We start from the raw sequence: 22627 nt of genomic DNA, 5'->3' as shown, positions 1-22627 counted from the left end.
TTCACTTCATCCAGGTTTTTTGCGACAGGTCCATGGCAACGCCCAGGGCATCCGAGGTCCCGCAGAGCCTGTGACTGAGGTTGGCGTATTCGGAATAAACGAAGCGGGCCAGCTCGCGGCATTGACTGCGGATCAGCCAGCGCAGAAGAGCCAGATGTACGAGCAAAACCTTGTCGATGTCCGGCAGGGTGTGAACGGACTGCAATGTTTTCTTCACCAGGGCGAGGCGATGCGCCAGCGGAATCTCCTTGTCATAGGCCCGCTCCAGCTGGATCGCACAGCGTTGATAGACGCCATGGGGTTTGAAGTTCAGATTTTTTTTCTGGCCCAGCGATTTCAGTTTGGGCAGATGATCCATCCACTGAAGTCCCCCGATGGAACGTATCCAAAAAAAGCTTTCGAGGATGTAACTCGCCTGATAAAAATCCCGCCGCGGATTCATGACTTCCATCAGTCCATCGATGCTTCCCGTGCGCACGATCTGGCGGCAGAGCACTTCCCACTGAATCTCCCGGCGTGTGCGCTCATCAAGCTCCACCCGCAAAAGATCCGATGTAAACGCATCGGCCTCGTCCAGACGATGCGCAAGGCGCAAGGAACGTAATTTCATCAGCTGCGCATAGGGCAGGAAGTTCGGATCCAGACCATGTTCCATCGCACGTTCCACATACTGCGCCGCCAGCTGCGCTTCTCCGAGCCGCAGGCTCATCCGGGCCAGCGACAGGGCTTGAAAGGACTTTCCTCCAGGAAGATCGGCCCCGGACACATGTTCCACGAGCTGCTGTTCAATACAGGCCATGAGCGGCTGGCCATCACTCATGTGAAGCTGGGCTTTGAGTATATGAAGCTCACCCCACAGAAAGGCCAGAGGTGATGATCGGGGTTTGATGTTTTGAAGGGTGAGCAAAGCATCAGCCAGTTGAAAGAGTTCCTTCACCTGAAGATCTGTCAGACCCCCCTCCCGCACATGCGTGTGGAGGATGGTCATGGTATAAATCAGGCGGTCCAGCTCCTGTTCCTCGGATTGGGCGATCCGGTTCAACAGAAAGGGAATACGGTCCAGCGACGACTGGAACGGAGCCAGCTCTTCACGGATACGGGCTTTGATCTGTTCAATCTGTTCCCGTTTCCAGCTTCTGCCTGATGCTTTGCTCATGGGCTCACTTTATCCTTGGGTCGTTACATTATGCCACGCACGATCAAAACTGAAAACCAAGATCCTTTTTCAGCTTGTCGCACTCAGCCTTGGAATTCCCTACATAGGACTTGCCGTTGATGTTGAAAGCGCAGTTCACCTGGATGATCGAGCTGGAATCCTGAGCAGGAGCCGTAGCAGTTTCAGGAGCAGGTGTGGGAGTGGGAGTGGAAGCGGGAACTGGCGGCGAAACAGGAGCTGGAGTGGGAACAGGATTTTCCGTCCTTTCATCATCACGGGCAGAACTCGAGGGCATATCCGTAGGCTGAGCCTCTGTAACGGGAGCCTGGGGTCTGGAATCTTTTGCTGTGGTTTCCGTCCGGTCGACAGGATTGGGCTGACGAGTCGTTTCCTTTGGACTGGTTCCGCAGGCGTTCAGAAGGAGAAAGGCCACAGCGGAGAGGAACAGGTTTTTCAAGGACAGCATGGGTCACCTCATGGCGTTGGATGTAAAGGGCAACGCCCAACCTTCTACAAGGCCCGCGCCAGCCAAAAACCTGAATCATCCCAGGCTCAGCATCCGCGCCGTGCATGTCCGGTTATGGACAGCCTTGGGCCCAGCTTCTCTCGCACATTTTTCAAATCGGGGATATCATGGCAGAAAAATCTGCATACGCCGGTGCTATGGCGTCGCGTAAGGGTCTGGTTTCCAGGTTCAGGCGCAAGACCGGGATAATTCAAAGAAATCCGCGCAAGAGGGAGTGTTCCATGAAGCTCTGGCCCATCCTGATCCTGCTCCTGTCATGGGCAATGCCTCTGTTCGCCGGGCCGCCGCCGAGCGGTTTGTCCTGGCAAACGGAAACCGCGATCCAGCCTCTCGGCAGTCCAAAAGCGCAACGCGGCGGACGTATCATCGCCCCCCTTGCGGATTTTCCGCTGACCCTCAGGCAGGTCGGGCCGGATGCCGCCTCAGCCTTTCGCCGTTACCTGGATGAAAACGATCTTTCCCTTCTCATCGCCCATCCCAATGATGAGCGCTGGCTGCCGCTGCTGGCCACCCACTGGGCCCTGGCTGCCGATGGACGGACCGTTTATTATCGTTTGAATCCAGCCGCGCGCTGGTCCGATGGCAAAGCGATCACGGCTGCGGATTACGAATTCACCCTCGCCTTCATGCGCTCACCGCACATCCAATCGCCATGGTCGCAGGATTTTTATACCAGGATCATTGAAACGGTGGAATCCTTTCAGGAGAGCGATGGCAAGGAGGTCATCGCCGTGCGGCTCGTCCTTCCGGATGCGGATCGCCTGGCATTGACCAACATCAAACCCATGCCACGGCACTTTTATGGAACCCTCCAGGCGAATTTTGTGAGCGACTTCAACTGGAAGATTCCGCCCAACCCAGGACCCTATCAGATCACGGATGTGGAAAAAGGCCAAAAGCTGGTCTTTTCACGTAAAAAGGATTGGTGGGCTCAGGATCTTCCCCTATTTCGCCATCGCTTCAATGTGGATGAAGTGATCTTCAAACCGATCCGTGATGTGACGGTCGCCTTTTCCTACCTGAAATCAGGCGCGCTGGATGTCATGACGATCACCAGCCCCGATCTTTGGCATGCGGGGGCGCGCGACGAACCCTTTCGCCTGGGTTACATTCATCGGCTGCAGGCCTACAATGAAACGCCACGCAATGATTATGCGCTGATCATCAACCAGGCTCATGCGCCTTTCCAGGATCCACGAGTCCGCGAGGCGCTGGCCCATGCGATGAATATCGAGCGCGTGATCCAGGAGCTCCTGCAGGGAGATTTCCAGCGTCTGCAAGGGATTTCTCAGGGCTATGGGGCCTACACCAACCCGCGCATCAAAGCCCGCCCCTATGATTTGAAAAAGGCGGATGAACGTTTGATCCAGGCCGGCTGGAAGGTGCGCAATGCGGAAGGGATTCGCATCAAGGATGGAAAAACGCTCAGCGCCACCCTCACCTACACCCAATCAAACCTTACAGCACGTCTTCTCCTGCTTCAGGAGGACGCTCGCAAAGCGGGATTTGACATCAGGCTCCAGCAGCTGGACCCAACCCAGGCTTTCAAGCTCTTTCGTGAGAAGAAGCATGACATCGCCTTCTGGGCCTGGACCACGCCGCTGCGCCCGGAATATCGCTCCCGCTTTCATTCCCAGTTTGCCGGCAAGGGACCCAACTCCAACTTTTCCAACACGGCCCTGCCGGATCTGGATCGCTTGATCGAGGCCTATGATCAAGCGGAAACGGAATCCGAGCGCATCGCCCAGGCTCATGCGATTCAACAGCGGGTTTTCGACGATGCCAGCTATATCCCCCTATTCGAGGTCCCGTTCTATCGGCTGGCTCACTGGAGCTGGATTCAGTTTCCGGATCCCAGCGGCACGCGCATCAGCGATGGTCTTTCCTTTTTTGATCCGGGCATCGGTGGGTTCTTCTGGGTGGATCGCCAGCAGGAAACCATCGTTCGCGACGCCATGCGCCAGGGCAAAGCCCTGCCAGCCGTCACGCGAGTGGATACCACCTTTCGCGCCCCATAAAGCACAACCCCGGTCCGCGGACCAGGGTTGGCATCAGCTGTCTGGCTGTGATCTCACATTCCAAGCATGTTATTGCTTGTGATAAGGAACCTCGTCGTCAATTTCAGTGGGGCGATCGCTGGTTTGATTAAGGAGTAAGGCAAAGTTTTTACCGAAGTAAAGGGTGCCTTCGCGGTCATCCACCACTTCCTGGATGACGTCGCCTTTCTTGATGGCAAAACCGCGGCAGTCAGCGCCGGCCACATTACGTTCCTGACCCACGGCCCAGTCGGTGATACCGCAGAAGCGGGTGGTGTTCAGGACATCTTTCAGCGTATCGCTGTTCACGGTGATGTAGACGTCGTTTACCGAGAAATTCAGCATGTCGAGCTGAGGATTCTCAGGCAAATCGCCTTTCTCCTGAACGGTACCGTCCACGCGCAGGGCCAGACCACTGTCCTGGCAGGCTTCATCACCAAAATACTCCTCGGTCCGGCTGAAGCCGCCATCAGCCTGGATGTCCACGGTACGGATGCTGTGGCTCAGGTCCAGGGCGGTGCTGGCAATGCAATCGGTTTTATAGAGGCCGATATAGTTGGTGGGGATTTCCTCGACGACGTTATCATTTTTATCATCATCGTCGTTATCACCACAGGCTGGCAGGATAAGCAGGGACAAGGCAATGAGAGAAGCTGCTTTACGGATCATGGTTTTACCTCTTATGAAGCTTAGTGTGTTACCCTATGGTCCAGTGCCCGGAGGCACATAATCCCTTAGTTGGAAGCCGCTTTACGAGCCGGCACATTGCGTTTCACGATGACAACGGCCTTGGAAACGCCGCCCTTGGCTTCCAGCAGTTGGGCGATGCGATTGGCGTTCGGATCATCCGCTGGAGTGCCTTTCACGGCTTCCTTCACTTCGGCGTTTTGGGTTTCGAAGACCTTGCCGATCCAGGTTGCGTCCTTGGCCATGTTATAGGTATCAACATTCTTGTTACCCATTTTTTCCAGAAGATTTTCGATCGCGTCCGCGCGTTTGTCGGCGAGTTCCACCTGAGCATCCGACAGCTTGCCACCGCTTGGCATTTGTTCGTCGGCCCAGGCAGCCACGATCACCTTATCCACGGTGTTATCGTTGAGCACGGCCTTGTACACGGCGCGCAGAGAGCTGGCGTCAGACTTCGACAGGGTCGCGCTGCCTTTTTTGAATGTAACGGCGGTGATATCCTTGTCCACCAGGTCATAGGCTTCCGTTTTCAGGTTTTCGACCGCTTGTTCAACTTTATTGGCTGCGTTTTCAGCGGCCCGCTCGACCTTGCCCTCTGCGTAAAGCGCAGGATGCATGAGTCCAACGCCCAAACCTGTTGCCAAAAATAATGTAACGGCTGCTTTCATTCTCTCTTCCTCCGGATGTTAGATCCGACTCGCCTTCATTGCGAATCTGAACAGGATGGCAAGCAGAATGCGTGCCAAGACCCGGCCGTGGCCTTTCCTGTCAAAAAGTCTGGAGAAGAGCAAACTCAACCGCCTCGGGGACGGGTTTTCATTTGAAGTTGTTAGGAATCGGCAACAGCAGGTCCAAACGGGTGTAGGCGCGGCTGTATGAAATTTCCAGCAGTCGGCGGAATGCGTCCACCCTTGCTGACCTGTGCGAGCAGCGGGGCGGACTCCTTTTCAAGACAGGCGTTAAAACTCATGCCCGAGTTTTACACCGTAGGTGCGGGGCGGATTATAAAACGAGGTCCAGGTGCTGGATTCTGCAATCCAGCTGGCATCGGTTTTTACGGCTTCATCGCTGGCATTCACAACGAAAGACTCAACAAACCAGACATTTCTCGCGACCTGATAGCGAAGGCTTGCATCCACTGTGCTGTAAGCCTTCTGCGTGCGGGCGCCCGAGAAAGAGCCGGATTTTTCCTCGGTGGAAGGTGCCTCGTTGAAGGCATTCAGATACGATTTCGTTTGATAGTGCGCCTGCACCCTTGGCATCAGCATCGCTCCTTCCGCGAGCGGGACATCATGCTCATAGGCGGCGCTGAATGACAGGCGTGGCGCATGAGGCAGAACATTGCCCTTCAGGTTCACGGCATTTTCGGGTTGCGTGCAATCGAGGAGGGCGGAGTCACAACTTAGAAAATCGTCGTAGCGCGCATCGAGCATGGAGCCATGTCCAACCAGACGATTGGTTCGGGTAATCCGCCAGCTGAGTTCCGCCTCGAGGCCCTTGATGGTGGCGGCGGCTGCATTGCTCGTGACGAGCTGCTGCTGGCCATTGGGCTGATATTCGATCGCCGCCACCTGCATATCCTTGTACTTCATTAAGAAGGCGGCGAGGTTGAGGGCCAGGCGCCGCTCCAGGAATTCCGACTTCACACCCCATTCATAGTTGGTGAGAAACTCCGGTTTGTGACGACGGCCGCCATCGCTCAGACCACCCGATTTGAAACCGGTGGAAACAGTCAAATACGTCATGAGATTGGCCGCGGGATTGGCTTCCAAACGCGCAAGCCAGGTGTTGGCCGCATCCTCTGTTTTCGCATCATTCGCGCCACCACCGGGCCAGGTTCCGGGTGCATAAACACTGCCGCAGCTTGCCTCATTCACCGGGCCGCCAGGTCCGATCACTTGTCCGCCATTGCCCAGCGTGGCACCAAAATCCGGACAAACCCAGTTGCGGCCGCCGACGTCCTCTTTTTTCTCGGTCGTGGCACGCGCGCCGAGGGTGACACGAAACGTATCGGTGAGGCTCAGGGTTCCCTGACCAAAAACGGCCTCGGATTCCAGGGTCCGCTTGGGTTGAATGAATGACATCGCCCATGCCGTATCCGTCGGCTGCGTGGGATAAGGAGGGATGGCCGCATTCGCATCGGGCACCTGGACCTGGGTGACATCAATATCGAAACGGATGGCGTTATCCTCACGAATGGTGAAGAGTCCCAGCAGCCATTGGAAGGCGCTGGTGTCGATCGACTTCACCTGCAGTTCATGCGAATCGCTATCAAACTGCGAGGATTCCGTGCGATGTTCCTGCTTGAATCCTGGCAGGGTGCCGGCATCATAGTCACTGGAGTTTTCCCGCTTCAAGCGCGACCAGCTGCCGATATAACTCAATTCAATGGATTCCAGCGGACGGTAATCGATGCGGCCACGCCAGGTGATGGTGCTCTGATCCAGGTTGCCCGGCGTGTCGACCAGAGCTGAATAACGTTTCTGTCCGTCCCGGGGTTTTTGCATCAGGGCAATGCTGCCGGTGCCGTTATCGCGATAACCTTCCACCGCGAGGGTCGTGGTCAGGGCATCGCCTGGCTCCCAAAGCAGCGTCGCCCGCGTTCCACTTTGATCTCCGGCCATGTATTTTCGTGTTCCCGGCTGCACGGTGGAGCGTTCCTGGAAATCGACATAACCATCGTGTTTGTCGGTGATAGCCGCCACCCGCAGGGCTGCTGTCTCACCCAGAGGGATATTCATGGCCCCTTGCAGAGCGAGGCGGTTGTAATTCCCAAACACCATGCTGGTGAATCCGCCGCTATCGAAGAGCCGCGGTTTCTGAGTCACCAGGTTTACCGACCCCGCTGTGGCGTTGCGTCCAAACAGGGTTCCCTGTGGTCCCCGGGCGACTTCCACATGCGAAAGATCATACATCAAGGCCGTCGCTCCCTGCGGCCTTGGGGAATAGATCCCGTCCACATGAAAGGCCACGGCCGGGTCACCCAGCTCGGTATGGTTGGTGGAGCCCACGCCCCGCAGGAAGACATGCACGCCTCCGGAGTCTCCATGCTGCTCGATGCTCAGATTCGGCACCATGGTCTGCAAACTGCTGAGGTCCTTGACCTGGGCGCGGTCCAGATCCCGCTGCGTCACCGCCGTGACCGCCAGGGGTGTATCCTGCACGAGAGTGGAGCGTTTGGTGGCGGTGACGGAGACACGCTCGGTGGCTTCCGGTTCCGTCTTGTTCTCCTTCTCCTTGTCCTCTTGCGCCTGGGCGGAAGGCAAAGCTAGCGCGAGGCCGGGAAGAATTCCCAGCAAAAATACCGTTCGCATGTTTTTTACTCCTGTTATCCCATATCAGAAGGGCTGTCGCAGAGATATTCCGATTGCAAAGCCTTGGCAACCAGAATGTTCGTACTTAGTTAAGTTTCTTACCAAAGATGTTGGGCAAAAAAAAGCCAGGATAGGGGCTTCGAGATGGCTTTAGATTTTTTCATGGGGGGTGGACTGCGGGGCCGGGAGAGTGGGCCGGGAGAGCAGCCGGCGGGGTAAAAGCCTGCGGTGCGGGGCCGGGAGAGTGACAAGGAGAGAGATAAAGGGCCTGCAATGCAGGCCCGGCAGACCGTCACTTAAGAAGACAAACGGACTTGGTTTCAAGGTAGAGGTTCACAGCATCCTCGCCCATTTCCCTCCCCCATCCTGATTGCTTATATCCACCGAACGGCAGAGCGGCATCGAAGATATTATAACAATTGATCCAGGTGGTCCCGGCCCGCAGGCGTGCACTGACCTGATGAGCCTTTCTCACGTCGCGGGTCCAGAGTCCGGCGGCCAGACCATATTCGGTGTCATTGGCCTGGCGCAAAAGATCCTCGGTATCCGTGAAGCGCATGGCCGTCATCACCGGTCCGAAAATTTCCTCACGCACGACTTTCATATCCGGCCGGGTTTCGGTGAGTATGGTCGGCTGCATGAAGTAACCCGCTTTTTCCAGACTGCGCCCGCCGACCACCACGCGGGCTCCTGATTCCACTCCGGATCGCACATAGGAGCAGACGCGATCGAGCTGTTCCCGCGACACCAGAGGCCCCATCTGCGTTTTGGGATCGAGGCCTTCACCCAGTTGTATCGTCTGCGCGATCTGGGTGATGCCGGCCAGCACCTTGTCGTACACCTTGTCGTGAATATAAAGCCGCGAGCCGGCACAGCAGCATTGCCCATGGTTAAAGAAGATGGCGTTGGCCGCCCCGGGAATGGCCACGTCGAGATCCGCATCATCAAAAATGATATTCGGCGACTTGCCGCCGAGTTCGAGCGTCACCTTCTTCAGGTTGCCCGCCGCCGCTGCAACGATCAAGCGTCCGACTTCCGTCGATCCAGTGAACGCGACCTTATCCACACCCGGATGCTGCGCAAGGTGCGCGCCGGCTTCACCGAAACCCGTAACGATGTTGACAACGCCCGACGGAAATCCCGCATCCTGGATCAGCTGACCCAGCCGCAGTGCCGACAGCGGTGTTTGCTCGGCAGGTTTCAGCACGACCGTGCAGCCGGCCGCCAAAGCCGGTGCCAGTTTCCAGGCGGCCATGAGCAAAGGAAAATTCCAGGGAATGATCTGTCCCACCACACCCACGGCTTCCTTGGTAGTGTAGGCGAAATACTCAGCACCGGGTGTATAGGGCACGGAAATGGGAAAGGTCTTGCCGCTGATTTTGGTGGACCAGCCGGCCATGTAACGGAAGATATCCGCCGCCAAAGGCACATCGCCCGCGCGGGCCACCGTGATGGGTTTGCCATTATCCAAGGATTCAAGTTGAGCCAGCTCATCGGCGTTTTGATCGATCAGATCCGCGAGACGCCACAGGAGACGCCCGCGGGCACTGGCTGAGAGCTGCGACCACGGACCTTCAAAGGCCGCGCGTGCCGCACGCACCGCACGGTCAATATCCGCCGCATCCCCTTTGGCAACCTGGCTGATCGTGTCACCGTTAGCCGGATTTTCCACGGGAAAGCTTTGGCCACTGGCCGCAGCTACCCATTGCCCATCGATCCAGAGCCGATGAGGCTGGCTCAAAAAACTCCGAACGGTTGAGTTGACTGTTCCGATCAATCCCATTTTCTTTCCTTTCAATTATCAAACAGAGCCATTGATATATCCTCGCGGTTCGCTCCATCCAGCGAACGGCTTTCATGCACCTGACTCCAGCAGGGCAAACAACTCATACGTTCTGTCAGCCACCGTTGCAAATACTTATGATCCTCGATGGGCAACTTTTGATAAGGATGCAGATAAAGCGGCGCCGCCACCACAAGGTCGGCCAGCGTCATGTCCGTGCCGCAGAGCCAGGGGTTTTGCGCCAGCCGCGCGTCCAGGGTATGCGCGAGTCGATGAAAATTTTTCTCCTGCTCAACAAGGACACGCCGGTCCGCAGGCTGCCCAAGGATGGGTTTCACCGACCCTTCCACCATCAGCACATAACAACTCGGATACCATGATGATGATTCCCATAGCATCCAACGGCGAATCTCGGCGCGGGTCGCACGATCCGGAGGATAGTAAGGACTGCCATCCGAATTTTCCGCTGCATACTGCAGGATTGCATTGGGTTCCCAAAGAACCAGTTCACCATCAGCCAGAGCGGGAAGCACGGCATGCAGGGAGTCGACAAAAATTAATTCGTAGTCAACTTCCAGCAGCTCAAAACCTGCCAGCACTTTACGGCAATTCACCGTAATAGGATCCACGTAGAGCTTCATAGGCTTCCTTTGCGTGCGAAGTTACTGGACTTTTTGTCGATGAGAACACTCGTTTTGTAGAGATAAATTCCGAAAGGCGCAATGGATCTTCATGATCCTTACGTAAATCCAATTTTAGGAGGAATTTGAGGGGCCGGAGATAGTGGGAAGGCTGAAGGGTTTTGATTTAATATGTGACGTAGTATTTTATACGCAAGGAATCGATTTGACAGCCCAAGCTTTAAAGCGGCGGGCTCGTACTCCCTTCAGTGGTTTGCGAGGCCCTGATTCGAATATTGCTGCTGGAAAGTCTGTGTCTTCCAGCATCGCAGACAATTCAATCCCGAGAGCCAGATTTTTTTTCAAGTTGACCGGACGTGGCGTAATCACTCCTTAATGGGTTCGCCTACCGCGGTAATTTCAAGCTGCTTACAAATGATTTCAATCTTGCCGGCTGTTGTATTTGTCTCAATTATAAAATGATTCAATCCTTCCAAGTCTCTTCCCATTCCTTTCCAAACTTGCTTGACCTCCGACAGGGTCTCACTCTCAACCATGTGGTCAGCTGTGAGCACAGACTCAAGGGCGTTAAAACCCATATTCATTTGAAGCAAGATCCAATAACACTTCACAAACCTCAAAAAACTCTGATTTCCTTCCGGCCAATCGACCTTCAAGACAAGTTCATCGACTTCGCCTGGATTGGAGCGATCAATATTTATATTCAAGATCACAGAATCATGCCAAGGAAGTTCTAAAAAATCACTTTCCATCATTCAAACCTCGGATCTTTGTCTCCTGGACTACTCGAAAAAATCAAACCTGCTTATACTTTTCTCTTGCATCTTTATGCAGACTCAATCTTACTTCTTCATCATCAAGCCTATCATACTTCTGAGCAAAAGCGTAAAGATCACGGTGCACTGCAATCTGATACTGAATCCTAGCTGTCATGATAACGCCCTGCAGAAGATCAAGGACACCAATCAGATCTTCGGTATCGTGAAAGGGAGTCTTCGCAAGTTCCTTCATATAAGATTCGACCAAAGATATGAAAAAAAACTTTCGCACTTCGCGCCAAACAGTTCACGATAGATGTCTGGCAAATTTCGTCGATCGTCTTCGGTAATATTAACGGGGTTGAGGCCGAGGTCTCTTTCCAAGCGCTCGGAATGAGTCACGCCGTTCTCAAGTCGAATGGCGTGAATAATTGCAAAGGTCTGCATGCACATATACTTCACCTTATTGGTTGAAGATACCAAACTTCACGAGTTGCAGGGTTGTATATCATTCCCTAATATTCTGTTTCATATCTGAAAAATCCCGGCTTACGATCCACGCCTATTCTTCTTCCTGATTCAAGAACCTCTCTTGCTATCAAGAAAGGACTTTTTCTACCTGTTTCCGAAAGCTTTTTAAAGTAATACTCAGTAAACTCAAAAGGATATTTTGCGCTTGCAGTTTGAACGCACCCGTTCTTAGCAAAAATTGAACTGGCTATTGATATTGCACCGGTCTGCCCGCCAGGCAGCATCGGCTTCATGATAATGCGCTTGACTCCGGTCAGGAGCTTGGAAATGCCCCAATCCACGCTAGTGAGATCGGATAAGTAAGAAAACCTGATGCGTTTCCTGGTTCCAGAGTTTGGTGATAAGAAGTTCAACGTCACCAGTTTTTATATTGATTGCACCATGAATGATTTTCTTACGGCGATTTCCCGTGATCGGTTGAAGTGGCCTCATTTCACCTGACACTCTGATAACCTAATCACTTATCAGGGAGGATAGTATGGGGAAGCAAGAAGTTAGCTGAAGGGCGCTGATTCAATATGTGACGTAGTATTTTATACGCAAGGGATCGATTTGACAGCCCGATCATAGAGAGCTGAAATCAAGGCTATTCCCCAGCAGGACAAAGCGCAGCGAATTCTCTTTGACCAAAGCATCGTATGATTCTTGAATGGCCCGCTTCTCAGGGCTGATTTCATAGGCTTTCTGAAACATCGCCACGGCTCGGCTCCTATTTCTTTGCAAGTACTCGCACCAGTCTTCCAGGTAATATCTCTGGCCGCTTCGCGACGGGTTTGGAGCACACAAGAAAGCCACCCCCAATTGGGCGCAGTGGCAGTCAGTCTTGTACTTCACTGCATAATAATCTTTGGTTCGTTCTTAAATGCAAACCACCGATGTACGCATGAAAACTCCAGTTCAAATAATGTAATTGCCCCAACTGTCTTGAAAGCCCACTCTTTGGAAATTTGTGATCTACTTGAATCCCTCACGTAATTTCCTGCCAACATCGCGCAGCGTTTCCAGACCTTCGGTATTCGGATGATAGAAAAGGTAGCGATGATATTGAATGTCGCTTGGAACACCGGCCTTTAATTGTGTAATCGACCGAAGCGCGAAAGATCAGGCTAGCGATATCGTTCATAATCTCGGCATGGCCCCGAATTTCATCGGCTCTCTGACAGCGGAATCCCGCGTCCTGGCAGGCAAGCCGCAGACTAGAATAGACGGCATCATAGCCACCAAACGGCATCATGACGGCGATCAAATCTGTCTCAAAGATATTGCCCGCGCCAATCCTTCTTCACCAGCTGTGCCCACCCAGTAAGGGTTTCAAGAGATTCTCCCTCTGAGAACGAAATAATTACCTACTGCTATCGGGGCGAGTCCACGAATGCTGGTAAGGTCGCCGCCACGAAAGGATTGTCTTTCGAGATGTTTGCACACTACGGGAGTTTTGATGAAACACGTTTTGTTTGCCACTTTTCTTTTATCAAGTCCATCTTACGCATTTATTTGTGAACTCGGGGCCTGCACGCAGCAGTGCACAAGCCCCGATTCTGTCATTGGTGATCAGCCGCTTCCCGTCGCGCCTGACATAAACCATGGCAACTACGTTGATTGCATGTATGCATGCATCGATCTTAAGGAACAGCTTTTCTGCTCTGATGGTTCAACACCGCCGAGGATAGAGGGCTCCGGAAATAACCTTGATCGTGGCGATAATGCCACAGTCCCAATTTTTGAAAAGGGCACCTTCAAGGCTTATGCTGAGCCAGGCTTTACGCCTCAGGATCGCACCCTTCTCAAGGAGGCGTTTGAGATCGCTTTCGAGCAGCTTGGGGCGTTATTCCTAACAGATCCTATAAATAGCGAATTTGGAAAATGTACAAATCCAACTCAATACGAAGTCTTTGCAGTGGCGGATATGTGGGGGGTGAATTTCTGGGACAAAAACACTTACGGCTTCGGAAGCATCTGGAGGGAACCTCGTATCCTAGATCAAAGGCGGATTCGGGATTCGCCACGGATCAAGTACGAAGTCAGGGTTGTAAAAACCTGGGAATCGGATGCTTTGGGGTCAGCCAGGATCGGCAATCATTCAGTCGCAAGACCTGTGATTGCTCTAAATTGGAACTTCATGAAGGGCTATCGACTCTGGAAAGGTTCATGGATAAAGGATCCGATCTACACTCATCCAGGCTTTTGGGCGTCCACAATCGTTCACGAACTTCTTCATACTGTTGGATATACGCACCCTGAAGGCTTTGACTGGAACGACCCGCAGGCAGTTGAAGCCTATAAGAAAAACTTCATGGTAAACTTCAGCGACTGCATCGAGAAAGTGACAATGCCAGAAACCTTCAATCCGAACTCTACACTTTTCATGCGCGAATAGTGTCTAAAGTTTCATATAGGAAATGAATGCCGCTGCCGTCTCTTCGGGCGTGAACATGACAAGTTCGACTTTTGAGACGGTGGCGCAACTTTCCGTCCGATATGGCACCAGACTACCGACCAGGCTTTGATCAGGGCCGATCACATTCCAGAAATTTTCCTGACTATATCGCAGATCATACCTTTTCCCATCCAGGTTCAGTCCTTCGTCCTGAATAGCCCACTGAAGCCCCGATGGTTGAGTCTTGTCGTAGGTAACGGCGATGGCCGTGGATACCGTTTCCATGTTGGCAAGGGTCGTCTTGTTGGCTGCCTCGGAGGCGGATTCAATAAATAGCTCGTCCGCCAGTGGCGAACAGGTTCCGCCCGACGGGGTGGTATCGGAGTCCTTGCTGCTGCATGCACTGGAGGAAATAAAACAGCCGAGGAGCAGAGAAATCGGAATCAATATTTTCATGTAGTGCATGTCTGACGCCCTTTCCATCGTTCGAGAGCCGACTATAGCACGCCCTGGACAGTCAGAGAAGTAGAGCGTCTTCATACAAGTATTTCCAGGATCGATTCCCATTAACCTGTTCAGCTTTGCTTTAAATAGGGCATCATTTTCATCATATTTGTCCATTTACTCTCGACAATCTTGTTTATGCTCAGTTCTCGCCCAACTTCTGATGGTGGTTCGAACTGCCCTCGGCCAGGAGTACTTAATGGCATAACGCTTCACTACGTCCGCCATAAATATCCAGCCGTGAGCTCATAGCATTTCCCCGAGCTGTGGCGGGTCATGAATGAATGAGTGAAGCTGCGTTCCTGGCCGGGTTGGTCGAGCGGGAGCAGTTTTCAACCATTTTTTGGCTAATTCAAAAAAATTACTTCCTTAAAAATGGTCTTCCTATTGACACTTCGCCAAAGATCCTGGTACCGACGAGGCCTGAATATGTTATAGGCTTTTTCTGCCGGGGGTCACATATTGCGTAGAAGTTTGGGAACGCCGGTGAACATAATCTTTCGAATCGCCCTGGTGGCGCTGATGACAGTCTCCTGTGACCGTTGGCACTCGGATGCTGATAGACTCAAGTTGGCTTGTGGAGCCAATGTTGATGCAAGCGGTCACTTCTATGTTCAGGTCACCAATCAAGACCCAAAAGATTTCGAGGCTGTCCTGTTCCGAGATGGGAAATGGGTCCCGGCTCTTCGTTCAGCACATGGTTGTTTGGAAATCCCGCGCGCTCTCAATCAACACACTGAAATTGCAGTTCGGGATCGAACGTCCATGAGAGGGCGCGCCCTTCAAGTCACGCCCGACACCGAAACAACCTTGATTACAACAGAGCTCACTGCTGAATCAGGACTTCATAGGGCGCATTTGAGAATATCCTGCCCATCTGAGTCATTTGCTACTCAAGATCGCATACCACTCACGCGATTGGAGCAGCCCACTCGCCTTTTATCACGGCCCGTTCTGACCGCTGAAATTCATAATTCCCAAGGAGAACTCGTTCATACGACCGCCTTGGATGCAGAAGCGCAGAGTTTGCAACTCGATGATGGGTGGGCGGAAGGGAACTATACCCTCACGCTGACCTCGCAAGATGCCTTTGAACTTAATGCGCCGGCACAGCAGTCCACTTGTCAGATTCACTTGGACAGAACCGCACCATCCATTGATTCCTCATTAAATTCGACCGGCTTTTATGATGAGTCAAATAAGATCCGACGTCTGGCTCCCGAGGAAAAGATTGCTATCAAGATTGAAGATGCGAACGGCGCGACCCCATATGTATGCGTTAAACCTTACCCTGCTTCCTGTACCGAGGAAGATTTTCTTCCTCTCCACTCCATAACAGCTCCATCAAGGGGCATTTGGGAAATCGTGGCTTATGCCACCGACAAGGCGGGACAAAAGTCAACAGTACTGCGTGAAGTTTTTGCCGTTTATCACCAAGAAGACATTGACAGACTCCTGGCCCGCTTGCCAGATGTGCGCACCAGCCTTTTTCTAGGCGGTCAACCCCTGGCTCTTGCCGCCATGCGTGACGCTCAAATCATCCGCAAAAATCTCGAGCTTGATGGTGAACTCGATGCGATTCGATGGCCATACATAGAAAGCTTTTGGCGTTTGGATCAACAGCTCAATTACTTACGCACAATCGATGTTGGTTTTCCTATTAGCAGCTTGAGCTTGATCACAAGTCCTTACTCCCTGCAATTCCTTGTGAAGGACCTGGAAGAGACTGCAGTCTTTTACCGAAATGAATCCGAAGCCATACCTCTGGATCACATGACTCATTCAGCTTTTTCAGCGAGTGGAGCGCTATGGACCCTCAAGTCTGGTGTATTGAAGCTTTATGAAAATGGCAGGTTAGTGCGAACATTCAACACGGATCTAGGAAGGTCTGCACGTCTCGCTGCGGGAGCTGTTGATAAAGTCGTAATCTGGCAGGCTCATAACTTCGAGGAAATGCTTGTACGTGTCTACGATCGCACTACACGTGATGACAACCCCATATTCGAAGCCATCCTCCCGAGATACAAGTTTGAAATTGGACGATATGCGTTCTTCGCTCAGGACCGTTACCTCATAGGTTCCAGCCGAAACAAACTTCTAATATGGGACAGTTTGAACGATTATGCGATTCAATCATTTCAGGCAACTGAAGGTTGCGTTATTGGTGATTTCGCGGTTCGATCTGATCATGAAATCTATTACACCAGTAAAAAAACTCGGATCACTAATACAGGATACTTCGACTCCGAAAATAGCTTTTGTGATTTGCACAGAGTCGATATATTAAACAGTAGCCTTCATGAAATCCTGACTCCACGTTTAACGAAAGTAACTTCTCCAGGCAACCTTTCATTATCATCTGACCCAAGCCAGAAATATTTGGTGCTGGAAGCTGGCTCATTTTTCAACCTTCTTGATCTAGAGGACAGAGGGAGCAATTTAGGCTTTCCGCTCAACCAAGATGAAGATATTTATCAGTTTTCCTCCATATCGACGGAAAGGCCGATGTTCCTTCTTAGCACAAGCCAAAGAACTATTTTGTTGCAGATGACATCCTTTTCCGACCCAGCTGTGCCGTTTTCAGGAGATAGACTTGGCAATTGCGCCCCACATACTCACATAGAAAAGTTCCTTTGCTTTCATGACAATCAGCACACACTTGATATCTACACCAGCGACAGAAATCTCACCCTTCAGCCATCTTTATTTCATAGGTTCACTGATTTTAGCCCGCCAGATTTGGGCGACAAGTTTCTCATCGCCAGTCTTCTGACCAAGCCTCTCCATGCAATATTTGAGCGGGAGACTAACAAGATCTGGCTACAGGATGAAAACAAATTAGTGCGAGCGCAGGCCATACTCCCTGCGGAAGCCACTGCCCTATCGCTGCACCATGATGGGCGTCTCGCAGTCGGCTTGGACAATGGAACTCTGGCTGTAATCGAAGAAGGAAAAGCGATCAAGCTCACCGAAAGGCCACAAAGCAAGATTCTAGACGTGCACATAACCGCAAGCCAAGGGATTTTTGTTTTGCGTCAATTATCTAACAATATGCAGTCACTGGAGATCTTCACAGACGACATCGGTGGGTTGACACTTCAAAAAACGCTTCATTTGCCATCTTCACAAACTTTCAACAAGATAATGTTCTCAGAAGAGGCAGGCTATGGTGTACTGTATCTGAGTGATGATTCTCGACCCGTAACGCAGGAGGTTCTCGTCTTTGCGGCCAATGGCAGTGAGCGTGGACGCATACCTATGACAGCTTGCACCTTGGAGCCGAGCCGAAAACGCCCTGGTTTTTACTTTGGTCGGGAACAGTCGATATATTTTCATGATTTCCAAAGTGGAAGCGATCAGCTTATAGCAGATTCTCTTCCCTATTCACCGTGCACGATACTTGAAGGCAACAAACTCTTTGCAACTGATATTGCAACGCTCTATGCAGTCGATACTGGCCAACGTCTGGATTCAGGTTTGAATTTCAGCATTGGCCCCCAAGGGACTATCCTGATCGAAACTTCCGATTCAATAAAAGTTCTCAGTCCCGATGGCTTAAAAACTCTCGTGAACCTTCCACACAATGACAACATTATTATCGACCAAATAATTAGTGATCCTGATCATCCAGAGTTCGTAATGGTCATAACGGACCACATGAGCGGCCAAGGCATCCGTCGCTTCACCACTGACCTCGACGCCATCGATCAGCTCCTCAGCAACTGGGGCCGTTAGAGCCTCTCCAGAGCAGCGATGGGGAAGAGAAGGTTCCAGATACGGATGGGGACTCGGAGGTCAGTACAGCGTCCATGCCCTCACTCGCCGGTCTTTTACCTACGGAACCAAGGTCTACCTCGAAATCCTCGCCAACCCCTGTGGTAGCGACTGTGGAAAGTTCATTATCAGTACGACAGGAAGTCTTGCAGCGTATCGAGACGACGGCCCTCCTGCTGCCTCAACCAGAGTCAGAATAGCTTGAGTAGCCTGCGCTAATTCACGCTCTGATTGGGGCAGGGAGCGCGGGGCTGCCACTTTTTGATTAGTTTAAAAAATTATTTGTCTGGAAATGGTCTTTGTATTGACAGTTATCCAAGGATCCTGATACCGACGAGGCCTGAATATTTTATAGGCTTTCCTACCGGGAGTTATTATGTTGCGTTGCCTTCTCGCGTTGGGCTTGGCGTTGGCGCCTGCCGTGGCTTTTTCTTCAGGGGTCGAGACTTGCAGTTTTCTCAATAATGCAGATCTCAAGGAAATCTTCGGAGCCAAGTCTTTCAACGGCCAGTTCCGGTCCAATGGCAAGGAAATCCAGACCTTCGTGGAACTGAAAGGCGACTCAGGAAAATTCAAACGTGGGGGGGCTCCTGGGAGAGACAATCTTCCCTGTATCCGTTACCTGAGCGTCGAGCAAATGAGAGAGCTTGCCAGCGCAACTGGCGGATTCGACATTGATTCTTATTTCAGTGATCCTGACTCCTGCGTCGCTGGCATTGCCGCAGAATGGACAGCCAGTGGAGCAAAAGGCCGCGTGCTCTGGTGCGTACCTTCCTATGTGAAGGGAGCCAAAATTGAGGGAGTCTATTGGCAAAATGCCGACTGGCGGGATCCCAAGTACACTGATATATGGAATGGCCGTTGGTAAAACTTCTTCTCATTATTATGGGCTTTGCTGCCCTCTCCTGTGGGCGCTGGCGTAACGACACCAACCGCCTGCAGCTTGCCTGTGGTCCCGATGTGGACCCAGCGCAGAACTCTTATATTCAAGTCACAGACATACCCCACGCAGGATTTGATGCTGTCCTTCTTCAGGACGATCAAATTTCAGCACTCAAACGCTCCGCCTATGGCTGCCTTGAAGTTCCGCACAACACCCAACGCCCAGCCGAAGTCATCATCCGCGATCAGGCCTCCATCAATGGTCGGGTCTTATCGCTACGGGAGGAATGGACCAACCCCCTTCTGGAGATGAAACTTTCTGCGGAACCAGCGCTGAGCGACCGTCTCGTGAAATTCCTATGCCCAGCTGATTCCTATATTACAGCCCAGCGTTTTCCTATGACTCGAATTGAGCAGCCCACGCGTGTTCTAACTCGCACCTTGATTCATGCTGAAATTTATAACGATCAAAACGAACAACTGCAGCAACTTCCCTTGACGGAAACAACAGGCAGTATCAATCTCGATCCCAGTTGGCCGGAAGGTCGCTATCAGCTGAAGCTTATTTCCCGGGATGTTTTTGAACGAAATGCGCCACCTTTTGAATCCCGTTGTCAGATTGTGGTCGATCGCACGCCCCCTGTCATTAGCTCCTCTTTGGAACTGCAACCGTATTATGATGAAACGCGACAGATCCGCCGTCTGGCGCCTGGAGCGCAGGTCACGTTCAATGCCCTCGATGCATCCGGTGCCGAAACATTTGTGTGCCTCAGCATGCACCCTGCGATCTGTAACGACGAGGATTACATCCCCTTGCGTGCCATCACAGCACCCGCTGAGGGCCTTTGGGACCTCAAGGCTTATGCCATGGACAAAGCGGGTCATCGGTCCGAACTTTTGGAAGCCAGCATTGCCGTTTATCACCAGGAACAGGTGGACCAGCTTTTGGCCCGCCTCTCCAATGTCCAATTGAACCTTCTTCTTGGTGCCCAGGCTCCTGCACTCCAAAGCATGCGGGAGGCCAGCAGCATTCGCCATCTGCTCAAGCTTGAAGGTGAGCAGACTGCAATTCAATGGGCTTACATTGAAAATTTTTGGAAGCTGGACCAAAAGTTAAACCTGCTGCAAAATATCGACTTCAATCAACCCGTTCAACGCGTCAACGTAAGTCCCGTATCCGATACATTCCTTGTCCAGGGAGATGAAGGCCCTGCCGTGCTCTTTGATAAAAATCAGCCCGTTTCTCACATCGACCGGAATACCCGAGCGGATTTTTCCCCATCGGGCGTGCTTTGGACCGCAGGCAATCGCTTCTTGAAGCTTTATGAGAACAATGGGCTGATAAAAACATTTTCCACGGAGATCAGTTCCCCTAAACTCAAGTCAGGGCAAACCAAGGACAGAGTCGCCATATGGGGCAACAAAGGCACAGAATCTTTGGTTCGCGTCTATGATCGCGCTTCAGTCGATGACAGCCCTATCTTTAAAGCGAATTTTCCCAGGACTCATGCCGTGGAAGAGCATTACTCATTTTTCGCGAGTGATCGCTATGTCATTGGACATAACAATCAGGAACTTATGATCTGGGACACCCAGCAGAATTTTGCACAGCAAATTTTTCAAGCTCCGGCGGGTTGTGTGGTCGTAGATTATGCCGTGCGCATGGATCGCAAAATTTATATGCTCAGCCACAAGGCAATAAGTCCGGGGGGAAGCAATGGACTTCCTAGCGAAAGCTTCTGTGAACTGAAAGTGATCGACTTCGAAGCTCCTGGACTGAGTGAAATATTAACTGAGCGCTTGAATGATGTCATCCACCCGAAAACTCTGGCATTAACGGCTGATCCGGAACAGAGCTACCTGGCACTTGCCACCGCGGTTACCTCCAAGCTTCATCTCCTCGACCTCGTCGAGCCAAGGGCTTTTGCACTTCCTCTCAAGGAGTTTGAAGTCATTCACAACGTCGCCCCTATCTCGAACGAAAAACCGCTGCTTTTTATCGGCAGCACCCGTGGGGTTCGTCTTCTGCAGATGTCCTATAGCAATGACATCGAAGCATCCGTGTACTTTTCCGGTGAGCAGCTGGGAACCTGCCTGCCTCATGCCTCCCTGCAAAGGTTTATTTGTTTCAATTTTGGACAAAGAACAATACAGATCTACAGCAGTGAGAGGGATCGCACACTGCAACCCCTACTCTACTATGGCAATACCCGCTTTGAGGATCGGAGCAGTCAGCACCTCACTGCCAGTACGTTGAAGAGCGACGTGCATGCGGTCTTTGATTTCGAGACCCGCAGGCTCCAGCTTCAGGATGAAGGGAAAATTGTACGTGCGAGCGTCATACTTCCCGCAGATGCCACAGCGCTTTCGCTCCAGGATGATGGACGTCTCGCCGTAGGTATGGAAAACGGAGCTGTTGGAGTTATAGACGCAGGGCGTGAGCCTGTGCTGTTCTCAGAGATTGATGGAACAGTTCTGGATATTCATCTCACGACAAAGCACGGCATTTTTGTTCTGCGGCAAAAATCTAATGAAACGCAGGCATTGGAAAACTTTACATTCAATGGCCGTGAACTCAAGCTTAAAAGCGAGCTGCTTCTGTCAAATGCGCAGCCTTTTAACAAGATTATATACTCCGAGGATGCTGGTCAGGGTGTCCTATATTTCAAAGGATCTGGCTCTGAGGCTCAGGAAGCTCTCATTTTTACAGCAGCTGGCGCTGAACAACAGCGCATCCCGATGACTGTATGCTCCCTGGTCATCAGTCCGAAACAGCAGGGATTTTACTTCACCCGGGATGAAGCCATCCTCTTTCACGATTTTCAGACTGGCAGCGATCAGCTGATCGCGGACTCGTTGGACTACACGCCTTGTTCCATTTTGGAAGGTCTTGAACTTTATGCGACAGGCTCCGGTTCGCTTTATTCCGTTCGTTCAGGCCAAGCCGTGGCCAGCGGTTCAACGTTCGGCCTTGGCCCCCGGGGAACAGTTCTGGTGTCGATGCATAATTCACTCAAAGTGCTCAGCTCGGATGGACAAAAAACACTCGTCGAACTTCCCTTACAAGGAAATGTGGAGGTGGTACGAATCCATAGCGCCCTGGATCATCCGGAAATCCTCCTTGAGTTTAATGAGAATTCCTTGGGCCAAGGCATCCGCCGCCTCACCACCGACCTCGACACCATCGACCAGCTTCTAACCCGCTGGGGCCGTTAAGGCGTCTCCAGCGCTTCCTCCAGTATATCCACCAGCTGCTTCGGATCGGGCGCGCCCATCATCTCCTTGATGATCGCCCCCGCCCGAAACAGAATCAAAGTCGGAATCGATCGAATCCCCATCTGACTCGAATAACGGGGATTGGCATCCACGTTCACTTTCACAACCGTCACCTCACCCTGAAATTCCTGGGCCACACGTTCAATAAACGGGGAGATGGTACGACACGGAGCACACCAGGGAGCCCAGAAGTCGACCAGTACCAGACCGGGGGCGTTGAGAACCTGCTCTTCAAAATCATTGTCCGTTATCTCGCGAGCAAACGTGGCCATCCTCTGACTCCTCTGATCATTTTCCAACCAGCTCACATAAGTACAACATTTTCTGGCCGTTTTCAAAGTTCTCGTTACCAGCAGCCTGGCCGATCAATTCCCGCCCGATT

20 protein-coding genes are annotated in these 22627 nt (G+C 52.1%); 7 read left to right on the top strand and 13 right to left on the bottom strand.

The genetic code is table 11. From position 1 onward, the window contains the following. Window position 1: 1 nt before the first annotated feature. Window positions 2-1156, bottom strand: coding sequence for a hypothetical protein (locus OLTU_RS14360; protein WP_141733459.1), 1155 nt, complete (start codon window positions 1154-1156; stop codon window positions 2-4). 43 nt (window positions 1157-1199) lie between these two features. Further along, entirely contained in the window at window positions 1200-1622 is a 423-nt protein-coding gene (locus OLTU_RS14355) for a hypothetical protein (RefSeq protein WP_141733458.1), read from the bottom strand. 281 nt (window positions 1623-1903) lie between these two features. On the opposite strand from OLTU_RS14355, the gene OLTU_RS14350 reads away from it, so the two are divergent. Beyond that, the gene (locus tag OLTU_RS14350; RefSeq protein WP_176736623.1) at window positions 1904-3700 is read left to right on the top strand and encodes an extracellular solute-binding protein; all 1797 of its coding nucleotides are present in this window, start codon (window positions 1904-1906) and stop codon (window positions 3698-3700) included. 69 nt (window positions 3701-3769) lie between these two features. Here OLTU_RS14350 and OLTU_RS14345 read toward each other — a convergent pair whose 3' ends face one another. From OLTU_RS14345 to OLTU_RS14310, 8 genes are all read right to left on the bottom strand, one after another. Then, window positions 3770-4387 carry a hypothetical protein gene (locus OLTU_RS14345; protein ID WP_141733456.1) on the bottom strand — a complete coding sequence of 206 codons (618 nt, stop codon included), beginning with the start codon at window positions 4385-4387 and terminating at the stop codon, window positions 3770-3772. A 65-nt stretch (window positions 4388-4452) separates the two neighbouring features. Next, window positions 4453-5073 carry an OmpA family protein gene (locus OLTU_RS14340; RefSeq protein WP_141733455.1) on the bottom strand — a complete coding sequence of 207 codons (621 nt, stop codon included), beginning with the start codon at window positions 5071-5073 and terminating at the stop codon, window positions 4453-4455. 291 nt (window positions 5074-5364) lie between these two features. Continuing rightward, window positions 5365-7719 carry a TonB-dependent receptor gene (locus tag OLTU_RS14335; protein ID WP_141733454.1) on the bottom strand — a complete coding sequence of 785 codons (2355 nt, stop codon included), beginning with the start codon at window positions 7717-7719 and terminating at the stop codon, window positions 5365-5367. A gap of 292 nt (window positions 7720-8011) precedes the next feature. Beyond that, entirely contained in the window at window positions 8012-9502 is a 1491-nt protein-coding gene (locus tag OLTU_RS14330) for an aldehyde dehydrogenase family protein (protein ID WP_141733453.1), read from the bottom strand. A gap of 11 nt (window positions 9503-9513) precedes the next feature. Further along, window positions 9514-10143 carry a glutathione S-transferase family protein gene (locus OLTU_RS14325; protein ID WP_141733452.1) on the bottom strand — a complete coding sequence of 210 codons (630 nt, stop codon included), beginning with the start codon at window positions 10141-10143 and terminating at the stop codon, window positions 9514-9516. 365 nt (window positions 10144-10508) lie between these two features. After that, the gene (locus tag OLTU_RS14320) at window positions 10509-10898 is read right to left on the bottom strand and encodes a hypothetical protein (RefSeq protein WP_141733451.1); all 390 of its coding nucleotides are present in this window, start codon (window positions 10896-10898) and stop codon (window positions 10509-10511) included. Between the two features lie 40 nt (window positions 10899-10938). Continuing rightward, entirely contained in the window at window positions 10939-11154 is a 216-nt protein-coding gene (locus OLTU_RS14315) for a hypothetical protein (RefSeq protein ID WP_141733450.1), read from the bottom strand. 262 nt (window positions 11155-11416) lie between these two features. Continuing rightward, entirely contained in the window at window positions 11417-11665 is a 249-nt protein-coding gene (locus tag OLTU_RS14310; RefSeq protein ID WP_141733449.1) for a hypothetical protein, read from the bottom strand. Window positions 11666-11744: 79 nt separating this feature from the next. Between OLTU_RS14310 and OLTU_RS32900 the strand changes: the two genes are divergently transcribed. Next, the gene (locus OLTU_RS32900; protein WP_281181199.1) at window positions 11745-11873 is read left to right on the top strand and encodes a hypothetical protein; all 129 of its coding nucleotides are present in this window, start codon (window positions 11745-11747) and stop codon (window positions 11871-11873) included. A 123-nt stretch (window positions 11874-11996) separates the two neighbouring features. Here OLTU_RS32900 and OLTU_RS32895 read toward each other — a convergent pair whose 3' ends face one another. After that, the gene (locus OLTU_RS32895; RefSeq protein ID WP_281181198.1) at window positions 11997-12125 is read right to left on the bottom strand and encodes a hypothetical protein; all 129 of its coding nucleotides are present in this window, start codon (window positions 12123-12125) and stop codon (window positions 11997-11999) included. Window positions 12126-12480: 355 nt separating this feature from the next. Here OLTU_RS32895 and OLTU_RS14305 point away from each other — a divergent pair, with 355 nt between their 5' ends. Next, window positions 12481-12738, top strand: coding sequence for a hypothetical protein (locus OLTU_RS14305; RefSeq protein ID WP_141733448.1), 258 nt, complete (start codon window positions 12481-12483; stop codon window positions 12736-12738). A 132-nt stretch (window positions 12739-12870) separates the two neighbouring features. Then, window positions 12871-13809 (top strand): hypothetical protein, encoded by a 939-nt coding sequence (locus OLTU_RS14300; protein WP_141733447.1) that lies wholly within the window; start codon window positions 12871-12873, stop codon window positions 13807-13809. 3 nt (window positions 13810-13812) lie between these two features. Here the strand turns inward: OLTU_RS14300 and OLTU_RS14295 are convergent, their stop codons facing one another. Beyond that, window positions 13813-14430 (bottom strand): hypothetical protein, encoded by a 618-nt coding sequence (locus OLTU_RS14295; protein WP_141733446.1) that lies wholly within the window; start codon window positions 14428-14430, stop codon window positions 13813-13815. A 369-nt stretch (window positions 14431-14799) separates the two neighbouring features. Here OLTU_RS14295 and OLTU_RS14290 point away from each other — a divergent pair, with 369 nt between their 5' ends. The 3 genes from OLTU_RS14290 to OLTU_RS14280 all read left to right on the top strand — a co-directional run bounded on the left by OLTU_RS14290 (window position 14800) and on the right by OLTU_RS14280 (window position 22185). After that, window positions 14800-18048, top strand: a complete 3249-nt coding sequence (locus OLTU_RS14290) for a hypothetical protein (protein WP_141733445.1) — start codon at window positions 14800-14802, stop codon at window positions 18046-18048. Between the two features lie 415 nt (window positions 18049-18463). Beyond that, window positions 18464-18955 carry a hypothetical protein gene (locus OLTU_RS14285; protein ID WP_176736622.1) on the top strand — a complete coding sequence of 164 codons (492 nt, stop codon included), beginning with the start codon at window positions 18464-18466 and terminating at the stop codon, window positions 18953-18955. Continuing rightward, complete coding sequence (locus OLTU_RS14280; RefSeq protein ID WP_141733443.1) at window positions 18949-22185, top strand: WD40 repeat domain-containing protein; 3237 nt, start codon at window positions 18949-18951, stop codon at window positions 22183-22185. Before OLTU_RS14285 ends, OLTU_RS14280 begins: the two co-directional genes overlap by 7 nt. Here the strand turns inward: OLTU_RS14280 and trxA are convergent. Then, window positions 22182-22517: a thioredoxin gene (trxA, locus tag OLTU_RS14275; protein ID WP_141733442.1), complete on the bottom strand. Its 336-nt coding sequence runs from the start codon at window positions 22515-22517 to the stop codon at window positions 22182-22184. The genes OLTU_RS14280 and trxA overlap by 4 nt on opposite strands. Window positions 22518-22627: the final 110 nt, after the last annotated feature.

The sequence above is a fragment of the Oligoflexus tunisiensis genome (assembly GCF_001748245.1).
GTDB lineage: Bacteria > Bdellovibrionota_B > Oligoflexia > Oligoflexales > Oligoflexaceae > Oligoflexus > Oligoflexus tunisiensis.
This window is presented reverse-complemented; position numbering and strand designations above follow the sequence as displayed.